Origin of the sequence: Metamycoplasma orale ATCC 23714 (genome assembly GCF_000420105.1) — a bacterium.
GTDB classification, from domain to species: domain Bacteria; phylum Bacillota_I; class Bacilli_A; order Mycoplasmatales; family Metamycoplasmataceae; genus Metamycoplasma; species Metamycoplasma orale.
Genome location: NZ_ATUH01000010.1, coordinates 21,899 through 38,868, shown reverse-complemented (window position 1 = coordinate 38,868; position 16,970 = coordinate 21,899). Strand labels below are relative to the sequence as shown.

The window sequence follows — 16,970 nt, the reverse complement described above, 5'->3', positions numbered from 1 at the left end:
AATATTGATTTTAAAATTTGCTGCCTTTTGAGCATCTAAATTTATTTTAGATTTTCTTCCTTTTTTCTTTTCCATAGCAAAAGAATTATAACCAAACTTTTTGTATTTTTCTATTACTGAATAGCATGCTGAATAAGAATTTTTCATTATTTTAGATATTTCTAAAATGCTAAAATCTTGAAGATATAATTCAACAATTTTTATTTTTTGATCAAGTTTTAATTTCAAATAGCCTTTTATATCTCTATTTCATTTGCTTCTTTTTTCTTTTTTAAATTTGAATTGCATAAAAATGAACCCCTTTCCAAAAAGTCCGGAATTTGGGGTTCACTTTAAAGCTTATGCTAGAGGATTTTTTTATATATTTTTTTAAATATAAACAAAAATCGTTATTTATTTTATGCCAAATTTATTTATAAATTAAAGAAGCATTTTCTTATTATAAAAAGGAACAAATAATAGCTTAAAAATTAAAGGAAGAAGAAGTTATATTTCGAAGTAAAATTAGACTTAAAAAGTCTAAATATAAAGATTGAACTATTTCAAAAAAAGAATAAAAACAATTATTATAAATTGAAAAAAATTTTAAATTAATTTAACTCAATATTTAGATAAAAAAAATAATTAATAGTTCGATTATTATTAATTAATTTTTATTAATTAAGGTTATTAAATTAATATATAATTAAAACTATGAAAAATGAAAATGAAAATATTAATGTGCTATTTTTAGGCGATATTTTTGGACAGCCGGGAATTGATATAATAAAAAAATACCTTCCTGATTTAAAAAAGCAATATAACATTGATTTTATTTATGCCCAAGCAGAAAATGTTTCAGGTAGAAAAGGATTTGAACCAAAAGATTATGAAACATTAAAAGAAATAGGAATTAACGCTTTTACTTTAGGTAATCACGTTTGAGCTAAATCTAAAATTAAAAAAATTATTAATAATAATGATGTAATTAGACCCGCTAATATTGAATCAAAATATCCAGGAAGTGGAATTAGAATTTTTGATGTCAAAGGTAAAAAAATAGCAATAATGTCTTTTTTAGGTATTACTTTTAATCCTTTATTAAAACCCTGAGAAGAAGAAGTTGCTAATAATTTCTTTGACGAGTTTGATAAATTATATGAAAATAATAAAGCCGATTACTATATCATCGATTTTCATGCTGAAACTACAGCAGAAAAATCTGTATTTTCATTGTATACTGATGGAAAAGTAGATGCTTTTTTTGGCACTCATACACACGTTCAAACTAATGATGCTAGAATTTTGCCTAAGGGTACTTATTATGCAACTGATGCTGGAATGTGTGGTCCTAGAAATTGTGCTATAGGATCAAATTTTCAAGAAGTATATGAAAAAATGAGATTTCAATCATACGTATCATTTCAAGTTTCTGAAAACCCATGCCAATTAAATGGTATTATATACACTCTAACAAAAAATGAAAATGATAAGAAAATTGAATTAATCAATATTTGGGATAAATAATAATGCAAGAAAAAACTAAAAAAACCTTTACTGATGAAGAATTACTAAACTTTTTTAAATCAAGATGTCGAATTATCAATTGCATCTATCAATATGAACTTTTTAATAAAAAAATAGATTCAAAGGAGATATTTGAAAATTATGATTTAAAAGATAAAGAAATAAGAATTATTGAGTATATTGAAAAAAATTATGATTTATTTAAAAAACTTATTTGTTGTACTTTAGATGAAACTTGAACATGGGAAAGACTAAATTCTCATTTAAGAGCTATTTTAATATATGGAACATATGAAATAATTGCTGAAAAACCTATTTTAGCAATTAATGAAATGATTAATATTACTAAAATATATTTTATTGGAACAGAATATAAATTAGTTAATAAAGTTTTAGATAGAATATCTAAAATTAGTTTTGGTAGTAATGAAGAAAACACTAATAAAAATAATTAAAGAGTATACAAATATTGAAGATGAAAAAGTTCTTTTTTCTTTAATTAAACAAGGTAAGATAATTGTTAATGGCGAAAAACAATTTTTGCCTTATGCAAAATTCGATGAAAATGGTTTAAATATTCAAATTTTAGAATCTAAAGAATATGTTTCACGTGGTGCATATAAACTTTTAGGTGCTATTGATAAATTCAATATTAATTTTGACAATAAAGTGTGTCTTGATATAGGATCTTCTACTGGCGGCTTTGTTCAAGTAATGTTAATTAACAATGCCAAAAAAGTTTATGCTGTTGATGTGGGAACAAATCAGCTAGATTATTCATTAAGAATTAATCCTAAAGTTACCGTTTATGAAAAAACAAATTTAAAGAATTTAAATTCTTCATTTTTTTTAGAAGACATAGATTTCGTAACTTGCGATGTCTCATTTATTAGTATCAAAAATGTTTTTGATGTCTGCTCAAATTTTCTTAAAAAGGGTGTATTATTAATGATATTAATAAAACCAGAATTTGAAGCTCCATATAATTTAGTCCAAAAAGGTGGATATGTTTCTGAAGATGAGCATCCAAAAATTATTGATGAAATAAAAGAGTATGCTAAAAACAAAAATTTTAAATTACTTCAAATTGATAAAAGCCCTATAGTTGGCCAAAAATCAAAAAACGTTGAATATATAACATTGTTTGAAAGGGAATAAGATGAATATACGTAAATTTTTTCCAATGCTTATTAATAATAAAAAGCTTATTTATTTTGATAATGCTGCATTAATGTTAAAACCCAAATCAGTAATTAAAGAAGGCAATGACTTTTATACAAAATATTCAATCTCTAATAGAACTGCTGATTCAACATTGGGAATCAAAATCGCAAATAAAATTTTAGAAACTAGAAATAAAGTTGCAAAATTTGTTGATGCTGATGAAAATGAAGTAATTTTTACTTCCGGAACAACTGAATCTTTAAATTTAGCTGCTAGAATGCTTTTACAAATTGTTAAAAGTGGAACTATTTTATTATCTATTTATAATCATAGTTCAAATATTGTTCCATTTTTAGAATTATTTAGCAAGAATAAAAATATTAAGATCAAGTATTTTGATGATCAAAAATCATTAATTAATTTAATAGATGAAAACACCAAAATAATTTCTTTATCTGAAATAACGAATAATTTCCAAATTAATTACGACCTAAGCGAAATATATGAAATTTGTAAAAAGAAAAATATTATTTTAATTAATGATTGTGCTCAAGCAATTGCACACAAACATGTATCTCTACACAATAGTGATATTTTGACATTTTCAGCAAATAAATTATATGGTCCAACTGGGCTTGGTGCTTTAGTTATTAAAAATAATTTATTAAATAAATTAAACCCTGAAAAATGAGGCGGTGGCCAAGTTCAAAATATAGATTATGATAAATGAGAACTAAAACCAACCATTGCTAAATATGAACCAGGTACTGCTAATTTAGTAGCTATTTGTCAATTTGCTAAATCAATTGATTTTGTAAATAAAATTACATATGCTAAAATTCAAGAAATAGAAAGTAATTTAAGTAATTATTTATATGAAAAGCTTTCAATGATTTCTAATGTTAAAATAGATTCTAAAAAAGGATCAAATATCATTTTATTTAATATTAAAAATATCCCCAGTCAAGATGTAGCTTCTTATTTTGGTCATAAAAACGTGTATTTAAGATCTGGCAGATTTTGCGCATTTTTATTTAGTAAACATCCTAATTATCAAAAAACTTATATAAGAATTTCATTATCAATTTATAATACAAAGAAAGATATTGATAAATTTATTAAGTTACTTAACAAAGGAGGAAATTTCCTTGACTTTTTATAATAATAAGCAAATTCAATCAATTATTTTAGAAGCATACACAAAACCAAAGTATAAAGTTAATTTATTAGATAATAATAAAGCTATTATCAAAGAACACTCAGGGGTATGTGTTGATGATTTGCAAATACAATTTGATTGAAAAGATAATGTATTAGTTAAATCTAATTATGTTGCTGAAGGCTGCGCTGTTTTTTTGGCAAGCGTTGATTTGGCAATCGATTTATTTATCAATAAGCAAAAAGAAGAAATTAGTGAATTATTAGATATTTATTTTAAAATGATTAATACTAGTCAAATTGCTGACAAAGATTATGAAAAATTAGGGGCATTGGCTGTATTTAAAAATGTTAAAAATAATTTCAATCGTTTAGAATGCGCCTCAATTATTTATCGTGCATTTAGAAAAGAAATAATATAAAGATGAAAAAATACATTTTTCATATTGATATGGATTCTTTTTTTGTTTCTTGTGAAAAAAAGAATAATCCCAATTTACAAAATAAATTAATAGCAATTGCTAAAGAATATAAAAGAAGCATTGCTTCTTCAATGTCTTCAGAACTAAAAAAAATGGGTTTTAAAGCTGGGGATTCTATTCAAATAATCAAATCAAAAGTTAAAAATTTAGTCGTTGTTGAACCACATTATGAACTTTATACATCAGTTGCCCATGATATTTTTAATTTATTAAAAAATACATTTTCAAATGTGATAGAAATATATTCAATTGATGAGTGCTTTTTAGAAATATTTGCTCAAGATGATAATTTTGCTTTAAAACGCGCCAAAGAAATACAAGATACAATACTAGAAAAAATAAATATCCCTTGTTCAATTGGAATTTCTTATAGCAAGTTCTTAGCCAAAATGTCAACTAATAAAGCTAAACCACACGGAATAATACTAACAAATAGAAAAGATATTGAGCCTTATTTTTATGATCTAAAAGTAGAAAAAATATTTGGAATAGGAAATAATACTGCAATTAAATTAAATGCCGGAAATATATTTACTTATCGCGATTTAGTAAATTTTAATAATAAACCATTTTTACGTTCTATTTTTGGAAAAAATGCCGAAAAAGTTATTAATGAGCTTAAAGGCGACCAAGTTAATGATAAACTAATTATTAATGCTGATCCACAAGGAATAGGAAATTCTATGACATTTATGGAAATGGATATAGAAAATGAATCACAATTAATTAAAAGTTTAGAAGAAATAATTAAAACTGTTACTTATAGATTGCAAAGTCAAAACTTACAAGGAAATGTTTTTTGTTTGCAAATAAGAAATAATGATAAAAAATGAGAATCTATTCAAAAGAAAGTCCAAAAATACACTAATGATTATGCTACTATTTATAAAATAGCTAAAGAACTTTTTTATTCATTTTGAAAAGAAGATTCAATTCGAGGACTTGGTTTTAGGGTTTCAAATTTAAAGACCATTTTTGATGAAAATTATAGTATTGATTTATTTGATAATGTTAAAGAAGATAAAATTGAAGATATAATATTTAGTATTAATTACAAATTAGGTAAACAAGTATTAAAAAAAGGTTCACAATTTATTCTTGAACAAAAAGCAAAGCCTAAAAGCATTAAATTTTTAAAAGAAGATTATTGAAAAGAAAATGCTACTAATGAAATTAAGAAGGAGAAATAATGAAAATAGGAATTTTTGGTGGTAGTTTTGACCCGATTCACAAAGGGCATTTATTAGTTGCATCAGAAGCAATTAAGTCATTAGATTTAGATTATCTATATTTTGTACCCGCAAATAAAAATCCATTTAAAAAAGATAAAAGCTATGCAAGTAACTTACATAGAATTAATATGATTAAATTAGCAATTAAAGATAATCCTAAGATGCAAATTTCTGAATTTGAAACTAATCGTAATTGTATTTCTTATACAATTGATACAGTTAAATATTTTAGAAATAAATTTAAAGATGATGATTTATATTTATTAATAGGGTCTGATAATTTAAATTCTTTGCATAAATGAAAAGATATTGATGAAATAGCTAAGTTAGTTAAAATAGTTATCTTTAAAAGACAAGGTTATAAATCAGATATTAATTTAAAAAAATATAATTGCTTATTATTAAACAATGAAATGTTCAATTTCTCTTCTACTGAATACAAAAAAGGTAATTTTGATATGGTAAGTGATGAAATACAATCATATATCGGTTCAAATTTTCTTTATTTTAGTGATATAGCGCGTTCTTTTATAAAATCTAATGATCGATATGCACATCTAAAATATACCGCCTCTATGGCTAAACAAATAGCCAAAGTAACTAACCCTAATGATAAAGATTTTATTAGAAGGGCATATGAAGGCGGGTATATGCATGATATAACTAAAGAGTGAAGTGTTACTAAAGCTAATGATTTTTTAGCAAAATATGGAATTGAAAATTTACCATTTTATAAATTGCACCAAAATACTGCATATTATTTTCTTAGAGATATATATAAATATAATGATGAAGAAGTCTTACATGCAATAAAAGTACATACAACTTTAGATCTCGAACTTTCATTAATGGATAAAATTATTTATATGGCTGATAAACTTTGTAAAGGAAGAACTTTTAAAGGCGTTCAAGAAATTAGAAATATGTTAAATAATGATTTTAACGAATGTTTTAAAGAAACAATACTAGTTTGCTCAATTAATTTTAATAAAGAAAAAGGCATTGAATTTTCTGAAGATCAAAAGAAAATTTACAATAAATGAACAAAATAAAAAATCTAGATGTAAAAACATATAGATTTTTTTATTACTTATATATTTTAAATTATTTAATTTCTAGAAATTTCTTAATTTCATCAATTATTTGTTTGTTTTTCTTTTCACTATATGCACTTTTAATAGCTACATAAGTATCAACGTTAGGATTAAATTTAGTATTAGATTTATCTAATGTTATATCAAAAGAAGGCATATCTAAAAAAGAATAAATTTTACCTTTGTCATAATTATTAATAACTTTGTATGTAAACTCAAAATAAACATCAATAACATTTTTTAAATGTCTTTGATATGTATAACTAACTGAATTAATTTTTAAAGGTTCGATATAAATGGCTTTGTTGTTTTTTCGGTTAAATAACACAGCTTTTTGAAAATTTCTGATAGAAATTAAAGAGTTATTTTCAAAAAATTTTTCATTATATTTTTTTAATATTTTTTCATAAAGGTCATTATATTTTTTGTATTTTATATTATTTATGTCTCAAAATGGCTTAATTTTATTTTGTAATTCATTATATGAATTAAATAATATAGTTGAATTATTTCTCATAAACTTAATGTTATAGTTTTTAATCTCACTATATTTTAACCAATTTTCTTCCAATTCTTTTTTTGTTACATTATTATCATAATCATCAACATTATCTGTTGAAAAATTAGACATTAACCTTGAAAGTAAAACATTTCACTCTTCCTTTGTAAAATCATTGCTTTGATTAGCTAATAAATAATCAGTATTTAAAATACCATTTTTTAAATGATACATAGAATAGTTAGTATTGAAGTTTGAATTCAATATATTATTCATGGTTTTTGATTCTAATATTAAACCGCCAAAGTTTAAAGCTTTTGGAATAGAAAAATGATCAAAATCTTTGATTTCATTATTTATGACATTGAATTTTAATTTAGTTTGATAATTATCTTTATTTTCTTTCTCTACGCACTTAGCCGATAAAAAACTTAAAGTTAATATTGGTGTTGCTGATAGCAATATCAATTTATTAATTTTCTTCACTGCGTACCTCTTTTTTTGAACCTAATAAATTTCTTCTTAGTTATACGCAATAAATATTACATATAACATATAATTATAGCATTTTTGCATAAAATTAAAACCTACAATTTTGTGTAGGTTTTAAGGATATTGCTTATTTTCTATTTAAACATTTAATTTCTTTAAAAGTTTTAAGTTCTTCATCAGTAGCTAATACATAATGATCTTATTGATTATTTTTATTTAATTTTATAAGAACAAAACACCTTAATTAATGTTTGTTCTTATATTTATGAATGTTATATTAAAAACAATCTCTTTTCTTTATCAAAGTTTGCTAACAAGAAAATATATTTAATATAAAAAAAGTTAATATTTTTAATTATAGTGGTTTTTCTAAATCAAAATTATCTTCTTTTGAAGGGGGTGCGTCAAAAGGTTTTTTCCAATCATATTCATATATTTCTATTTTATAGCTTTTAAAATTAAATGGATCGTAATTACCATACCTTTTTAAAAAATCAATATCAATTTCATTTTTTTGATATTTTTTATATCGTAAATATATTAATGTATTTTCGTATGAACTTTCTCCAGCCAATTTAAACCCATTAAAACTTATTGTTGGTACTACATCATTATAATCATATTTTCCTTTAGGGTAAAAAACAAAATGTTCATTTTTATAATTTGGTTTAGGAATGCCTAATATTTTTTTAAAAGGTTCTCTTCAATCAAATCAAGATGTTATGTTTAATTTTGAATAATATGTTTTATTTAACTCAGCAGGTTCTAACCAATACCAATTAATTAATAAAGAAACATTTAAATTTAAATTAGGTATATTAAATAATTTTAAAAACCTTATTGTATCTATATCGCTTAAAGAATATTCTTGAGGATTCATACCTCTAGAAAAATCAAATTTAACTTCTTTAACGTAATATAACCTTGCAGAGTTATTTGGATCATGCGGGTTGCTGTAATGTATTACTTCATTAGCGGCGTATTTATTCATTATATCTTTAAATATCCCAAATTTTCATTGAAAATTATTGTATCATTTGGAAAAATCTACATCAAATTTTTCCGTAGTTTGAAGAATTTTTCTATTTTTTGTTGATTGCAATACTCTTTCATTTGGCTCACTATCTTCAAAATATTCATCTTTCATTTCAAATTGTTCAAAATCATCAAACACATATTTCTTTTTATCTATATATTCTTTTTCATATTTTAATTTCAATTTTTTTTCTAATACTTCTTTTGTTTCTTCTTTATTACATTTAGCAGTAATTAAAGGTAAACAACTTAAAGTTAAAACGGGCAAGTATTTTAATATTTTTTTCATTATTTATTCCTTTTAAAAATTTCTTCTTAGTTATACGCAACAAACATTAGATATAACATATATAATTATAACATTTTTGTATAAAATTAAAACCTACAATTTTTTGCAGGTTTAAGGATCTTGCTTATTTTCTATTTAAACACTTAATTTCTTTAAAAGTTTTAAGTTCTTCATCAGTAGCCAAGACATAATGATCTTTATTAATTTTTTGTCATTTAGGTTGATTATTTTCATCATAAGTATGTATATTAGTATCATATTGATACCCTAGCAATGAACCTTTTTTAGCTTCAATGGATGGAATAGCATCTAACAATGATTTAGTATAAGGATGTACTGGGTTATGAATAATTTCTTCAGTCTTACCAATTTCTAATAAAGTACCTTTATTAATAACAGCTATTCTATCTGAAATATATTCAACCATTCTTAAGTCATGTGCTATAAATAAAATAGTTAAATTGAATTTTTCTTTAAATTCATTAAATATATTTATCACTTGTGCTTGAATAGAAACGTCTAAAGCTGAAATTGGTTCGTCAGCAATTAATATTTTTGGTTTTAATATAATTGAACGGCAAATACCTAAACGTTGTTGTTGACCACCTGAAAATTCAAGTGGAAATCTTCCTAAAACAGATTCATCAAAGCCTACGCCTTTTAACATATTAAGAATAAGTATTTTTTTAATTTGTTTTGGTTTTAAATTACTTAATTTATCTTTTTCTTTTTTTGATTCATCAAGATATTTTATAATATCTTCATACTTACTATCCTTTTTAACTTCATCTTTAATTTGATTATAAAGCTTTGTATAAATTAATTCATTTGATTCTTCTAATGAAGTTATAAGAATTTTATAAGCTTCTTTTAAATCTTTTACTAAAGGCTTATTAGGGCTTAATTTATTTCATCTATCTCTTATTTCGCCAAAAACATTTTGATTAAAATCAATTTCAAATAATCACTTTATATTTTTTGAATTATGTAGACCTTCTCCAACAATCCATTCTACATTCTTGTAAGGATTTAAAGAGTTAGTTGGGTCTTGAAAAATCATTTGAACTTTATTAATCATAAATTGAACTAAATCTTTTCTTTGTTTTGTATGAAAAGTAAACTTATTAATATTTTTTGGAATTATTTTTCCATCAATTTTAATATATCCAAATGAATGCGGTGTTAAGCCGATTATTGCACGCCCGGTAGTAGATTTACCTGAACCTGATTCTCCAACAAGGCCTAAAACTTCATTTTCGTAAATATTAAGATTTAAATTTTTAATAGCATAAAATTTTTTTAAATTAGAACCATATGTTATATCTAAGTTTCTAATCTCAACTAAGGGTTTTTCATCTTTTGCATTAAGCATTTCATCAGTACCTTCTAAAATTGGGCGACAAATTTTTTTGCCAAATGCCTTAAGTTCACAATAATATTTAGGTTCCATTATTTAACCTCTTTTTCTTTAAGATTATCTTTTTTAGATTTCTTTTTATTTTTTTGTTCTAATTCTTGTTGCTTTTCTAATTCTTTTTTAGCTTTATCTATTGCATATTGTTCATTTTCTTTTATAGAAAATGAATTAAATTCTTTATTAATATTTTCGTAATATTCAAAAACATCCTTTTCAACATAAATGTTTTTACCATATAATTCTGCTAATTTTTTATCATATTTATTTCATAATTTTTTGATTAATTTTGGAGGTGCTACTTTTGGCGCGTGTTTAGATAATAAAGATGATTTAACAAAATGTGTAGGTGAAACTTGATATACATTTGGTTCTTTTTCAAAATCAATTTCTAAAGCATATTCATTTCTAACTGCAAATGCATCACCTACAATATTATTTAAAGATGATGGCACAGCTCCGCTAATTACTTTTAGTTTTTCACCATTATTAAAATCAGGCATTGAAAGAATTAAACCTCAAGTATATGGGTGTAAAGGATGTTCAAGAATTTCTTCTTTAGTTCCTGATTCAATAATTTGACCAGCATACATTATATTAATGTAATCAGCAATTGAAGCAACTACACCTAAGTCGTGTGATATAAAAACTGTTGCAATTTTAAATTTAGCTTGTAATTCTCTAATTATATCTAAAACTAAAGCTTGAACCGTAGGGTCAAGAGCAGTAGTAGGTTCATCCATAATTAAAAGTTTTGGTTTTAATGAAACAATAGCTGCAAGAGCAATTCTTTGAATCATTCCACCAGAAAGTTCATGAGGGTAAGATTTCATAACCTTTTCTGGATTATTAATTTTAGTTAATTCCAAATATTTTAGTGCTTCTATTTTAGCTTCTTTTCTATTCTTAACTAATTTATTGATTAACATCCCTTCTATAATTTGTTCTCCAACTTTCATAGTAGGGTCCAATATAGACATAGGGTTTTGGAAAACTGCAGAAACAACTCTTCCTCTAAGTTTTGTTTTTTCTCATTGAGATAAACTAAAACTTTGCACTTCTAAGCCATATAATTTGACTCTTCCACCCTCTAAAATAGCATTATTGCCTGTAAGGCCATACAATAAAGAAGTTATAACACTCTTCCCTGAGCCAGATTCTCCAATTATTGCATGTATGCAACCTTCATAAACTTTAAAGCTAGGGCCACGTAAAACAATGTTTTTTTCTTTAGGATCAGCAGGGTTAGCAAATGATAAATAAACATTATTTACTTCTGCAACAATTTTTCTTCACTTATTAAATATGAATTCTTCATTAGCATCTTCAATATATTTATTAAAATCAAATAAATGTTTTTTGTTTTTATCTTTTTTAAATCAAGAAGGAAGTATTTCTTTAAAGAATTTTTTAATATTTTTAGCGCCTTGTACAAAAGCATTTTTTAATACTCTTCAAAATGTAGGTTTTTTAAGTCCTGTCATTTCATGTAAATTAAGAGGCTCAGGCAAATTAATAAATTCTAAATGTTCTTTAAATTGCTTAGAATATCCAAGGTCTTCATCACTCACTTTATAATCATAAAGTGGCGCTTTAGTTTCTTTTGTTTCATCAAGTAATTTTTCGTTATTTGTATCTTTTTCCATGATTATCCTATCTTTGTCTTAGAAGACTATCTTGAACACCAGCAGAAATTAATTGAATTGATGTTGTAACTAAAATTAACATAAATGAAGGAACTAAAACATATCTTGGTGAAGTTGCAAAGATTTTTGAACCTTCAGTAATTAAATTACCTAGTGTTGATTTATTTGGAATTGAAAGTCCAATGAATGCTAATGAAGTTTCCGAAAGAATTACACCCGGTACATGAAATACAATTTCAGTAATTAAAAGCGGTAAGACTACAGGTAAATAATTAAGCAATATTTTTCAAGTAGGAGTACCTAAAATTTTTGAAGCAGATACTCATTCATAGTTTTTAGCTCTTAATACTTGTGAACGCATTTGATTTGCAATTTCCGTTCAAGAAGTAAATGTTAAAGCAAATATGATAACTCAAAATGTTGGTTGAAGGACAATTGTAATAACTATAAGAACTATAATTGATGGAATATTTGAAACAACTTTAATAATAAATGTCATTATTTTGTCAAATATTCTAAAATGTCCCATCATTATTCCAATTATTAGTCCAATTGAGACTTGAATTAAAGTAGATACTACAGCTAAAGTTAATGAATATCTAAGTCCTCATCACAAACGTGCTCAAATATCACGTCCTTGTTGATCGGTTCCTAAAATATGTCCATCAGTAAAAAAAGTTTTAAATATTTTATCTGGGTTTAGTTTTGAAGGATCTTGTGTAAAGAATGGAATAAATAAAGCGCATAAAATTAAAACAGCTAAAATTACAAATCCAATAATTGCACCTTTATTTCTCGAATATCTATAGAAAAATTCTTTTCAAGGTTTTTGTTGATTTGACATATATGAAGTTTCTCGGTAATTCATAATTCCTGAAACTAATTTGTATTTTTGATAATTTAATGGTTGTAAAAACTTATTAGGAGCTAATCTTTCTTCTTCTCTTTTTAAGTTTTCATTAAATTGTTCTCTTTGTTCTTTAGTCATGATTAACCTCTTTTCCTTACACGTGGATCAATTAATTCATAAAGAATATCACGCAATGTATATGATAATATTGTGATAAGTGAAAAAAGAGAAACCATAAATAAAATAATGTTGTAATCCTTAGAAGTAATTGCTTGTAGTAAAAGACCACCTGAACCTGTAATTAAATAAATTTGTTCAACAAACATAGAACCTATAAAACTGCCAAATATAACTACCGGGAAAAATGTAGCAATTGGGAATAAAGAAGGTTTTAAAGCGTGTTTTCAAACAAAACGACGTTTCGTCATCCCTTTAAGATAACAAAACTTAGCATGTTGTGAATTAAGTTCACGGTTAAGTTCAGCACGTATATATTTTATATATACAATAATGGAACCTAAACTTAAAGCAAAACCTGGAAGAATATAAGTTACTAAATTTTTTTCATCAAAAATATAAGGTATATTTAATTTTCTACCAATTAATAATAATAGTAAAGCAAATACTAATGATGGTATTGAAGAAAAAATAGAAACTAAAATTGTTGAAATATGATCTGGTAATTTGTTAGGATTCATACCAACATAAACCCCAACGGGTATGCCTATTAAAAGAGTTAAAATTACTGAATAAATTCCAATATAAAAACTCTTAAGGAATCTTACTCAAATGAAACTATTAATTGAAGATCCTGGAAAAACAGAAAATGAAAGTCCAAAATCACCTTTTAATAAATTACGCAAATAAACTAAATAGCGGCTACCTAATGGTAAATTAAGCCCATATTGAGTTTCAATAGCAAGTCTTTGAGCATCATCTAGGTTTGCAGTAATACTCATTGAGCCTGGAACTGAGTTAATTAAGAAAAAAGTTACTGTAATAACTATTCAAGCTACTACTAAAAATTCAAGAATCATTTTTACTGATCTTATAATACCTCTAGCTAAGGGAGATTGAATATTAAATATTCTTTTTCATCAAGGAATTTTTACTTTGATTTTATTATTAAAATCAATATAAGAATTTTCAATTTTATTACCTTTGTTTTTTAATATTTGTTCTTTAGTTAAAATTTCAAAAGAAGGTTTAGATTCTTTTTCTTTTTTAGAAAATTCTTTTTTTAATTCAAATAATGTTTTTAATGTCTGATTTTCATTTTGTATATTTTCTTTCATTTTGCCTTCTTTCTAAAATTCTATTTTTGTAGGTAATGTTTTAATTGGTGGATTATTAACATCATAAGCATATTGCAATGAATATTTATAAAGTGAGTTAACTCCTCCAACTCTTGAAATTTCTCAATAAGTATCAACTTCCATTAATGGAATTACTGGTGCTGCATCTCTAATTATTTTTTCAAGAGAAGCTATAGTTGCAACTATTTTTCTTTCCGAAAATTGTTGTTGAATTTCTTTTTCTGTAAATTGTCCTGAGAAAAATGCAGAATATCTTTCGGTATATTGACTTACAGATTCATCTTTTTTCATTAATGATAAATCAATAATTTTTTCTAGAATATCTTTATCTAATCTTAATCTATCCATTAACTTAATTATTTCTGAAGGATTATCATAAATAATTTCATCAAGTGAATTTCTATGCACACCAAGTGCATTAAAATAATCTTTGTAAGTTCAAGAACCAGCTGGATTATTTCTAAATCCTGTTGATTTTTGTTCTTTAGTTTTAATTTCATCTGGTTTAAAGAATACTCTTACATATGAATATGAATCTGAACCAAAGGTGTCAAAGTTTCTATAAATAATATCAAATTGACCTCTAGTACGAGCATCTTCATAAACATTTTCAGGCAATCCCTTAATTTCTAAATCAATATAATCGCCAAATGCTTTTTTGAGTGCATCTTTAATTCCGATTCCAGCGTTTAACTGTTCATCTGTTGAATTATGAATATATCTTAATGTGATTGATTTTAAATTAGGATTTGCTTTTTTAAATAAATCTAAGTATTTATTAGCAATTTCTGGTTGATATGTTAAGTCAGTTCTATCAACGTGTTCAAACTTAAATTGTTTTGCCATATGGTCAATATGTTTATAGTTTTGAATTGGGAGTTCTAATTTATCATCAACTTTAGTAAGCATAGTATCATGATCAAAACCAAGTTCAGTTGCATCACCAAAACTTGAAGATGATTGACCGAAAGCAGTTCATGTATTAACGGGAAATGAAGAGTTTCACCCAACAATTTTTAACATGTCATTTCTATTAATAGCATAATAAATTGCATTACGTAAATTATTGTCAAATAAATATTTGTTTTTATTTGTTTCTTTATCCAAGTTAAGACCTAAAGCAATAGTTCCAAAACCAGAAGATTTATGCATATTTTTTCTAAAATTTAAATCTGATCAATATCCAATTTGTTGTATAGCAGGAATTTTTGTTGCTGCTATATACCCATCTTCATATAATGCAGCATTTAAGTTAGCATCTGAGCTAAAATAAATTTTTATTTTATTTGAAATAGTTTTTTCTGAAGAATAATAAGTTTTATTTTTATTTAAAGTTATATATCCTTGTGGACCAAAAACTAAATCGCCAATATTGAATGCACCATTTGTTAAGAATTTATCTTTATCAAGGCCAAAATTATTTATTCCTCCAATTGATTCAATAAACTTACGATTTACCGCAATTAAAGTATCTTCTAAATCATGATAAGCATTTGATAAAGAAGTAGGTTCAAAACTATCATATTCAATTCTAAATGAATATTCATTATAAGCAAAAATTAATCTTTTACCATAATCTTTAATATTAAAGTTTTCAATAGTTTCATGTGGATCTATTTCACTTTCATTAAGTATTGATAATTTTAAATTATCAAAAGCTTGGCCAGGATATTGATTTTGATATTTAATTTTAATATCATTTGCTTTCATTAAAAGCATAGATAAATCTCATTTTTGATAAGGGTCTGAATAAGGATATTTCCTTATTAAAGTTCTTATTCTTTTAGGAATATTTTTAAGTTCGGTTTCTGATTTAGTTTGAATATTATATTCTGGGTTAGGCAACATTGCATATGTTATTTCGGAATTAAAATCAAATTCAGGCGAATAAGGTATTGAACTTAAAATTTCATCATTTGAATGATTAAAGTATAATCTTCCTGAATAAAGTCCAAGTTCTAATGCTGCTTTTCTAATAGCTTCTACTTCTTTTTCATCGCCAGTTACTTGTGATTTTCAAAGCGTTTTAAAAGGTTCATTAGGATCAACATCATCAGTTATTTTGTACTCATATTTACCACTAGCATTTTTAATTAATTCTGGATAACCAAACGGGTTTTTATATGCTTGTTTGTATTGAAGCACATATTTTTGTTGTGCTTCTAACATTTTTGCACTAGCTTTTATTTTCTTTTGTAATAAGTTGGTTTGCTTTTGACTACCAGTATTAAAGTCTAAAATATAATGTAATGCATCAATATAATCTTCTGCATAAACATCATCACCATTAGATCATTTGCTAAGTCCATTATTTAAATTCATTGACATAGATAAGAACTTATCATTATTAGTTCTTATAGCACTAATTTGAGGTAAATAATTATTAGAACCTAAAATTGTTCCTGTTGTAGCTCCAAATTGATCTAATGGATAAAATTGACTTGAAGGCGAAGTAATACCATCAGCATGTTCTTTAACAAAACTTTCCATACTATTAGATTTATTATCGCCACCATATAAAGACATTTTAATTTCTGGAAGACGGTATATTCTTTTAAGTGCTTCATTAGGACCTTGTTTTAAAGGACTTTCAACTAAAGAAGGTAAAACTTTATCAACTGATAGATATTTAATATAGTTAAGAGAGTTAAGTGGAGCCATTGATAAACCAAGTTGATAATCAATTTTCTTATTTTTACATCCACAAGAAATAAACATAAAAGGAGTAGCTAATGTACTTAAACTACTTAAAGTTAAAATTATTTTTTTAGTTTTTTTCATATTTACTCCTTT

15 protein-coding genes are annotated in these 16,970 nt (G+C 24.7%); 7 read left to right on the top strand and 8 right to left on the bottom strand.

Translation table 4 applies throughout. The annotated features are described in order from the left end of the window. A partial coding sequence (locus F795_RS0102535) for a helix-turn-helix domain-containing protein (RefSeq protein WP_022936161.1) occupies window positions 1-288 on the bottom strand: 288 nt, incomplete at its 3' end. 405 nt (window positions 289-693) lie between these two features. On the opposite strand from F795_RS0102535, the gene F795_RS0102530 reads away from it, so the two are divergent. From F795_RS0102530 to F795_RS0102500, 7 genes are read left to right on the top strand one after another with little or no spacing between them, the layout of a single operon-like run. Then, window positions 694-1,506 carry a TIGR00282 family metallophosphoesterase gene (locus F795_RS0102530; protein WP_022936160.1) on the top strand — a complete coding sequence of 271 codons (813 nt, stop codon included), beginning with the start codon at window positions 694-696 and terminating at the stop codon, window positions 1,504-1,506. Window positions 1,507-1,508: 2 nt separating this feature from the next. Further along, complete coding sequence (locus tag F795_RS06730; RefSeq protein WP_022936159.1) at window positions 1,509-1,961, top strand: transcription antitermination factor NusB; 453 nt, start codon at window positions 1,509-1,511, stop codon at window positions 1,959-1,961. Next, window positions 1,933-2,664, top strand: coding sequence for a TlyA family RNA methyltransferase (locus tag F795_RS0102520; protein WP_022936158.1), 732 nt, complete (start codon window positions 1,933-1,935; stop codon window positions 2,662-2,664). The genes F795_RS06730 and F795_RS0102520 overlap by 29 nt, the downstream gene beginning before the upstream one ends. Window position 2,665: 1 nt before the next feature. Further along, window positions 2,666-3,832, top strand: a complete 1,167-nt coding sequence (locus F795_RS0102515) for an aminotransferase class V-fold PLP-dependent enzyme (protein WP_022936157.1) — start codon at window positions 2,666-2,668, stop codon at window positions 3,830-3,832. After that, a complete protein-coding gene (locus F795_RS06725; protein ID WP_022936156.1) occupies window positions 3,819-4,250 on the top strand; it encodes an iron-sulfur cluster scaffold-like protein in 432 nt (143 codons plus the stop codon). The genes F795_RS0102515 and F795_RS06725 overlap by 14 nt, the downstream gene beginning before the upstream one ends. A 2-nt stretch (window positions 4,251-4,252) precedes the next feature. Further along, window positions 4,253-5,500, top strand: a complete 1,248-nt coding sequence (locus F795_RS0102505) for a Y-family DNA polymerase (RefSeq protein ID WP_022936155.1) — start codon at window positions 4,253-4,255, stop codon at window positions 5,498-5,500. Continuing rightward, entirely contained in the window at window positions 5,500-6,594 is a 1,095-nt protein-coding gene (locus tag F795_RS0102500; RefSeq protein ID WP_022936154.1) for a nicotinate-nucleotide adenylyltransferase, read from the top strand. The genes F795_RS0102505 and F795_RS0102500 overlap by 1 nt, the downstream gene beginning before the upstream one ends. Before the next feature lie 52 nt (window positions 6,595-6,646). Here F795_RS0102500 and F795_RS06720 read toward each other — a convergent pair whose 3' ends face one another. The 7 genes from F795_RS06720 to F795_RS06700 form a co-directional block, all read right to left on the bottom strand. Next, window positions 6,647-7,621: a hypothetical protein gene (locus F795_RS06720; RefSeq protein WP_022936153.1), complete on the bottom strand. Its 975-nt coding sequence runs from the start codon at window positions 7,619-7,621 to the stop codon at window positions 6,647-6,649. A gap of 361 nt (window positions 7,622-7,982) precedes the next feature. Continuing rightward, window positions 7,983-8,951: a hypothetical protein gene (locus F795_RS06715; RefSeq protein ID WP_027120294.1), complete on the bottom strand. Its 969-nt coding sequence runs from the start codon at window positions 8,949-8,951 to the stop codon at window positions 7,983-7,985. A gap of 124 nt (window positions 8,952-9,075) precedes the next feature. Beyond that, window positions 9,076-10,401 carry an ABC transporter ATP-binding protein gene (locus tag F795_RS0102485; protein WP_027120293.1) on the bottom strand — a complete coding sequence of 442 codons (1,326 nt, stop codon included), beginning with the start codon at window positions 10,399-10,401 and terminating at the stop codon, window positions 9,076-9,078. Further along, the gene (locus F795_RS0102480; RefSeq protein ID WP_022936152.1) at window positions 10,401-12,011 is read right to left on the bottom strand and encodes an ABC transporter ATP-binding protein; all 1,611 of its coding nucleotides are present in this window, start codon (window positions 12,009-12,011) and stop codon (window positions 10,401-10,403) included. The genes F795_RS0102485 and F795_RS0102480 overlap by 1 nt, the downstream gene beginning before the upstream one ends. A 7-nt stretch (window positions 12,012-12,018) precedes the next feature. Next, on the bottom strand, window positions 12,019-12,999 hold the full coding sequence (locus F795_RS06710) for an ABC transporter permease (protein WP_022936151.1): 981 nt from the start codon (window positions 12,997-12,999) through the stop codon (window positions 12,019-12,021). A 2-nt stretch (window positions 13,000-13,001) separates the two neighbouring features. Further along, on the bottom strand, window positions 13,002-14,051 hold the full coding sequence (locus F795_RS06705; RefSeq protein WP_027120291.1) for an ABC transporter permease: 1,050 nt from the start codon (window positions 14,049-14,051) through the stop codon (window positions 13,002-13,004). Between the two features lie 117 nt (window positions 14,052-14,168). Continuing rightward, on the bottom strand, window positions 14,169-16,958 hold the full coding sequence (locus F795_RS06700) for an ABC transporter substrate-binding protein (RefSeq protein ID WP_022936149.1): 2,790 nt from the start codon (window positions 16,956-16,958) through the stop codon (window positions 14,169-14,171). Window positions 16,959-16,970 lie beyond the last annotated feature (12 nt).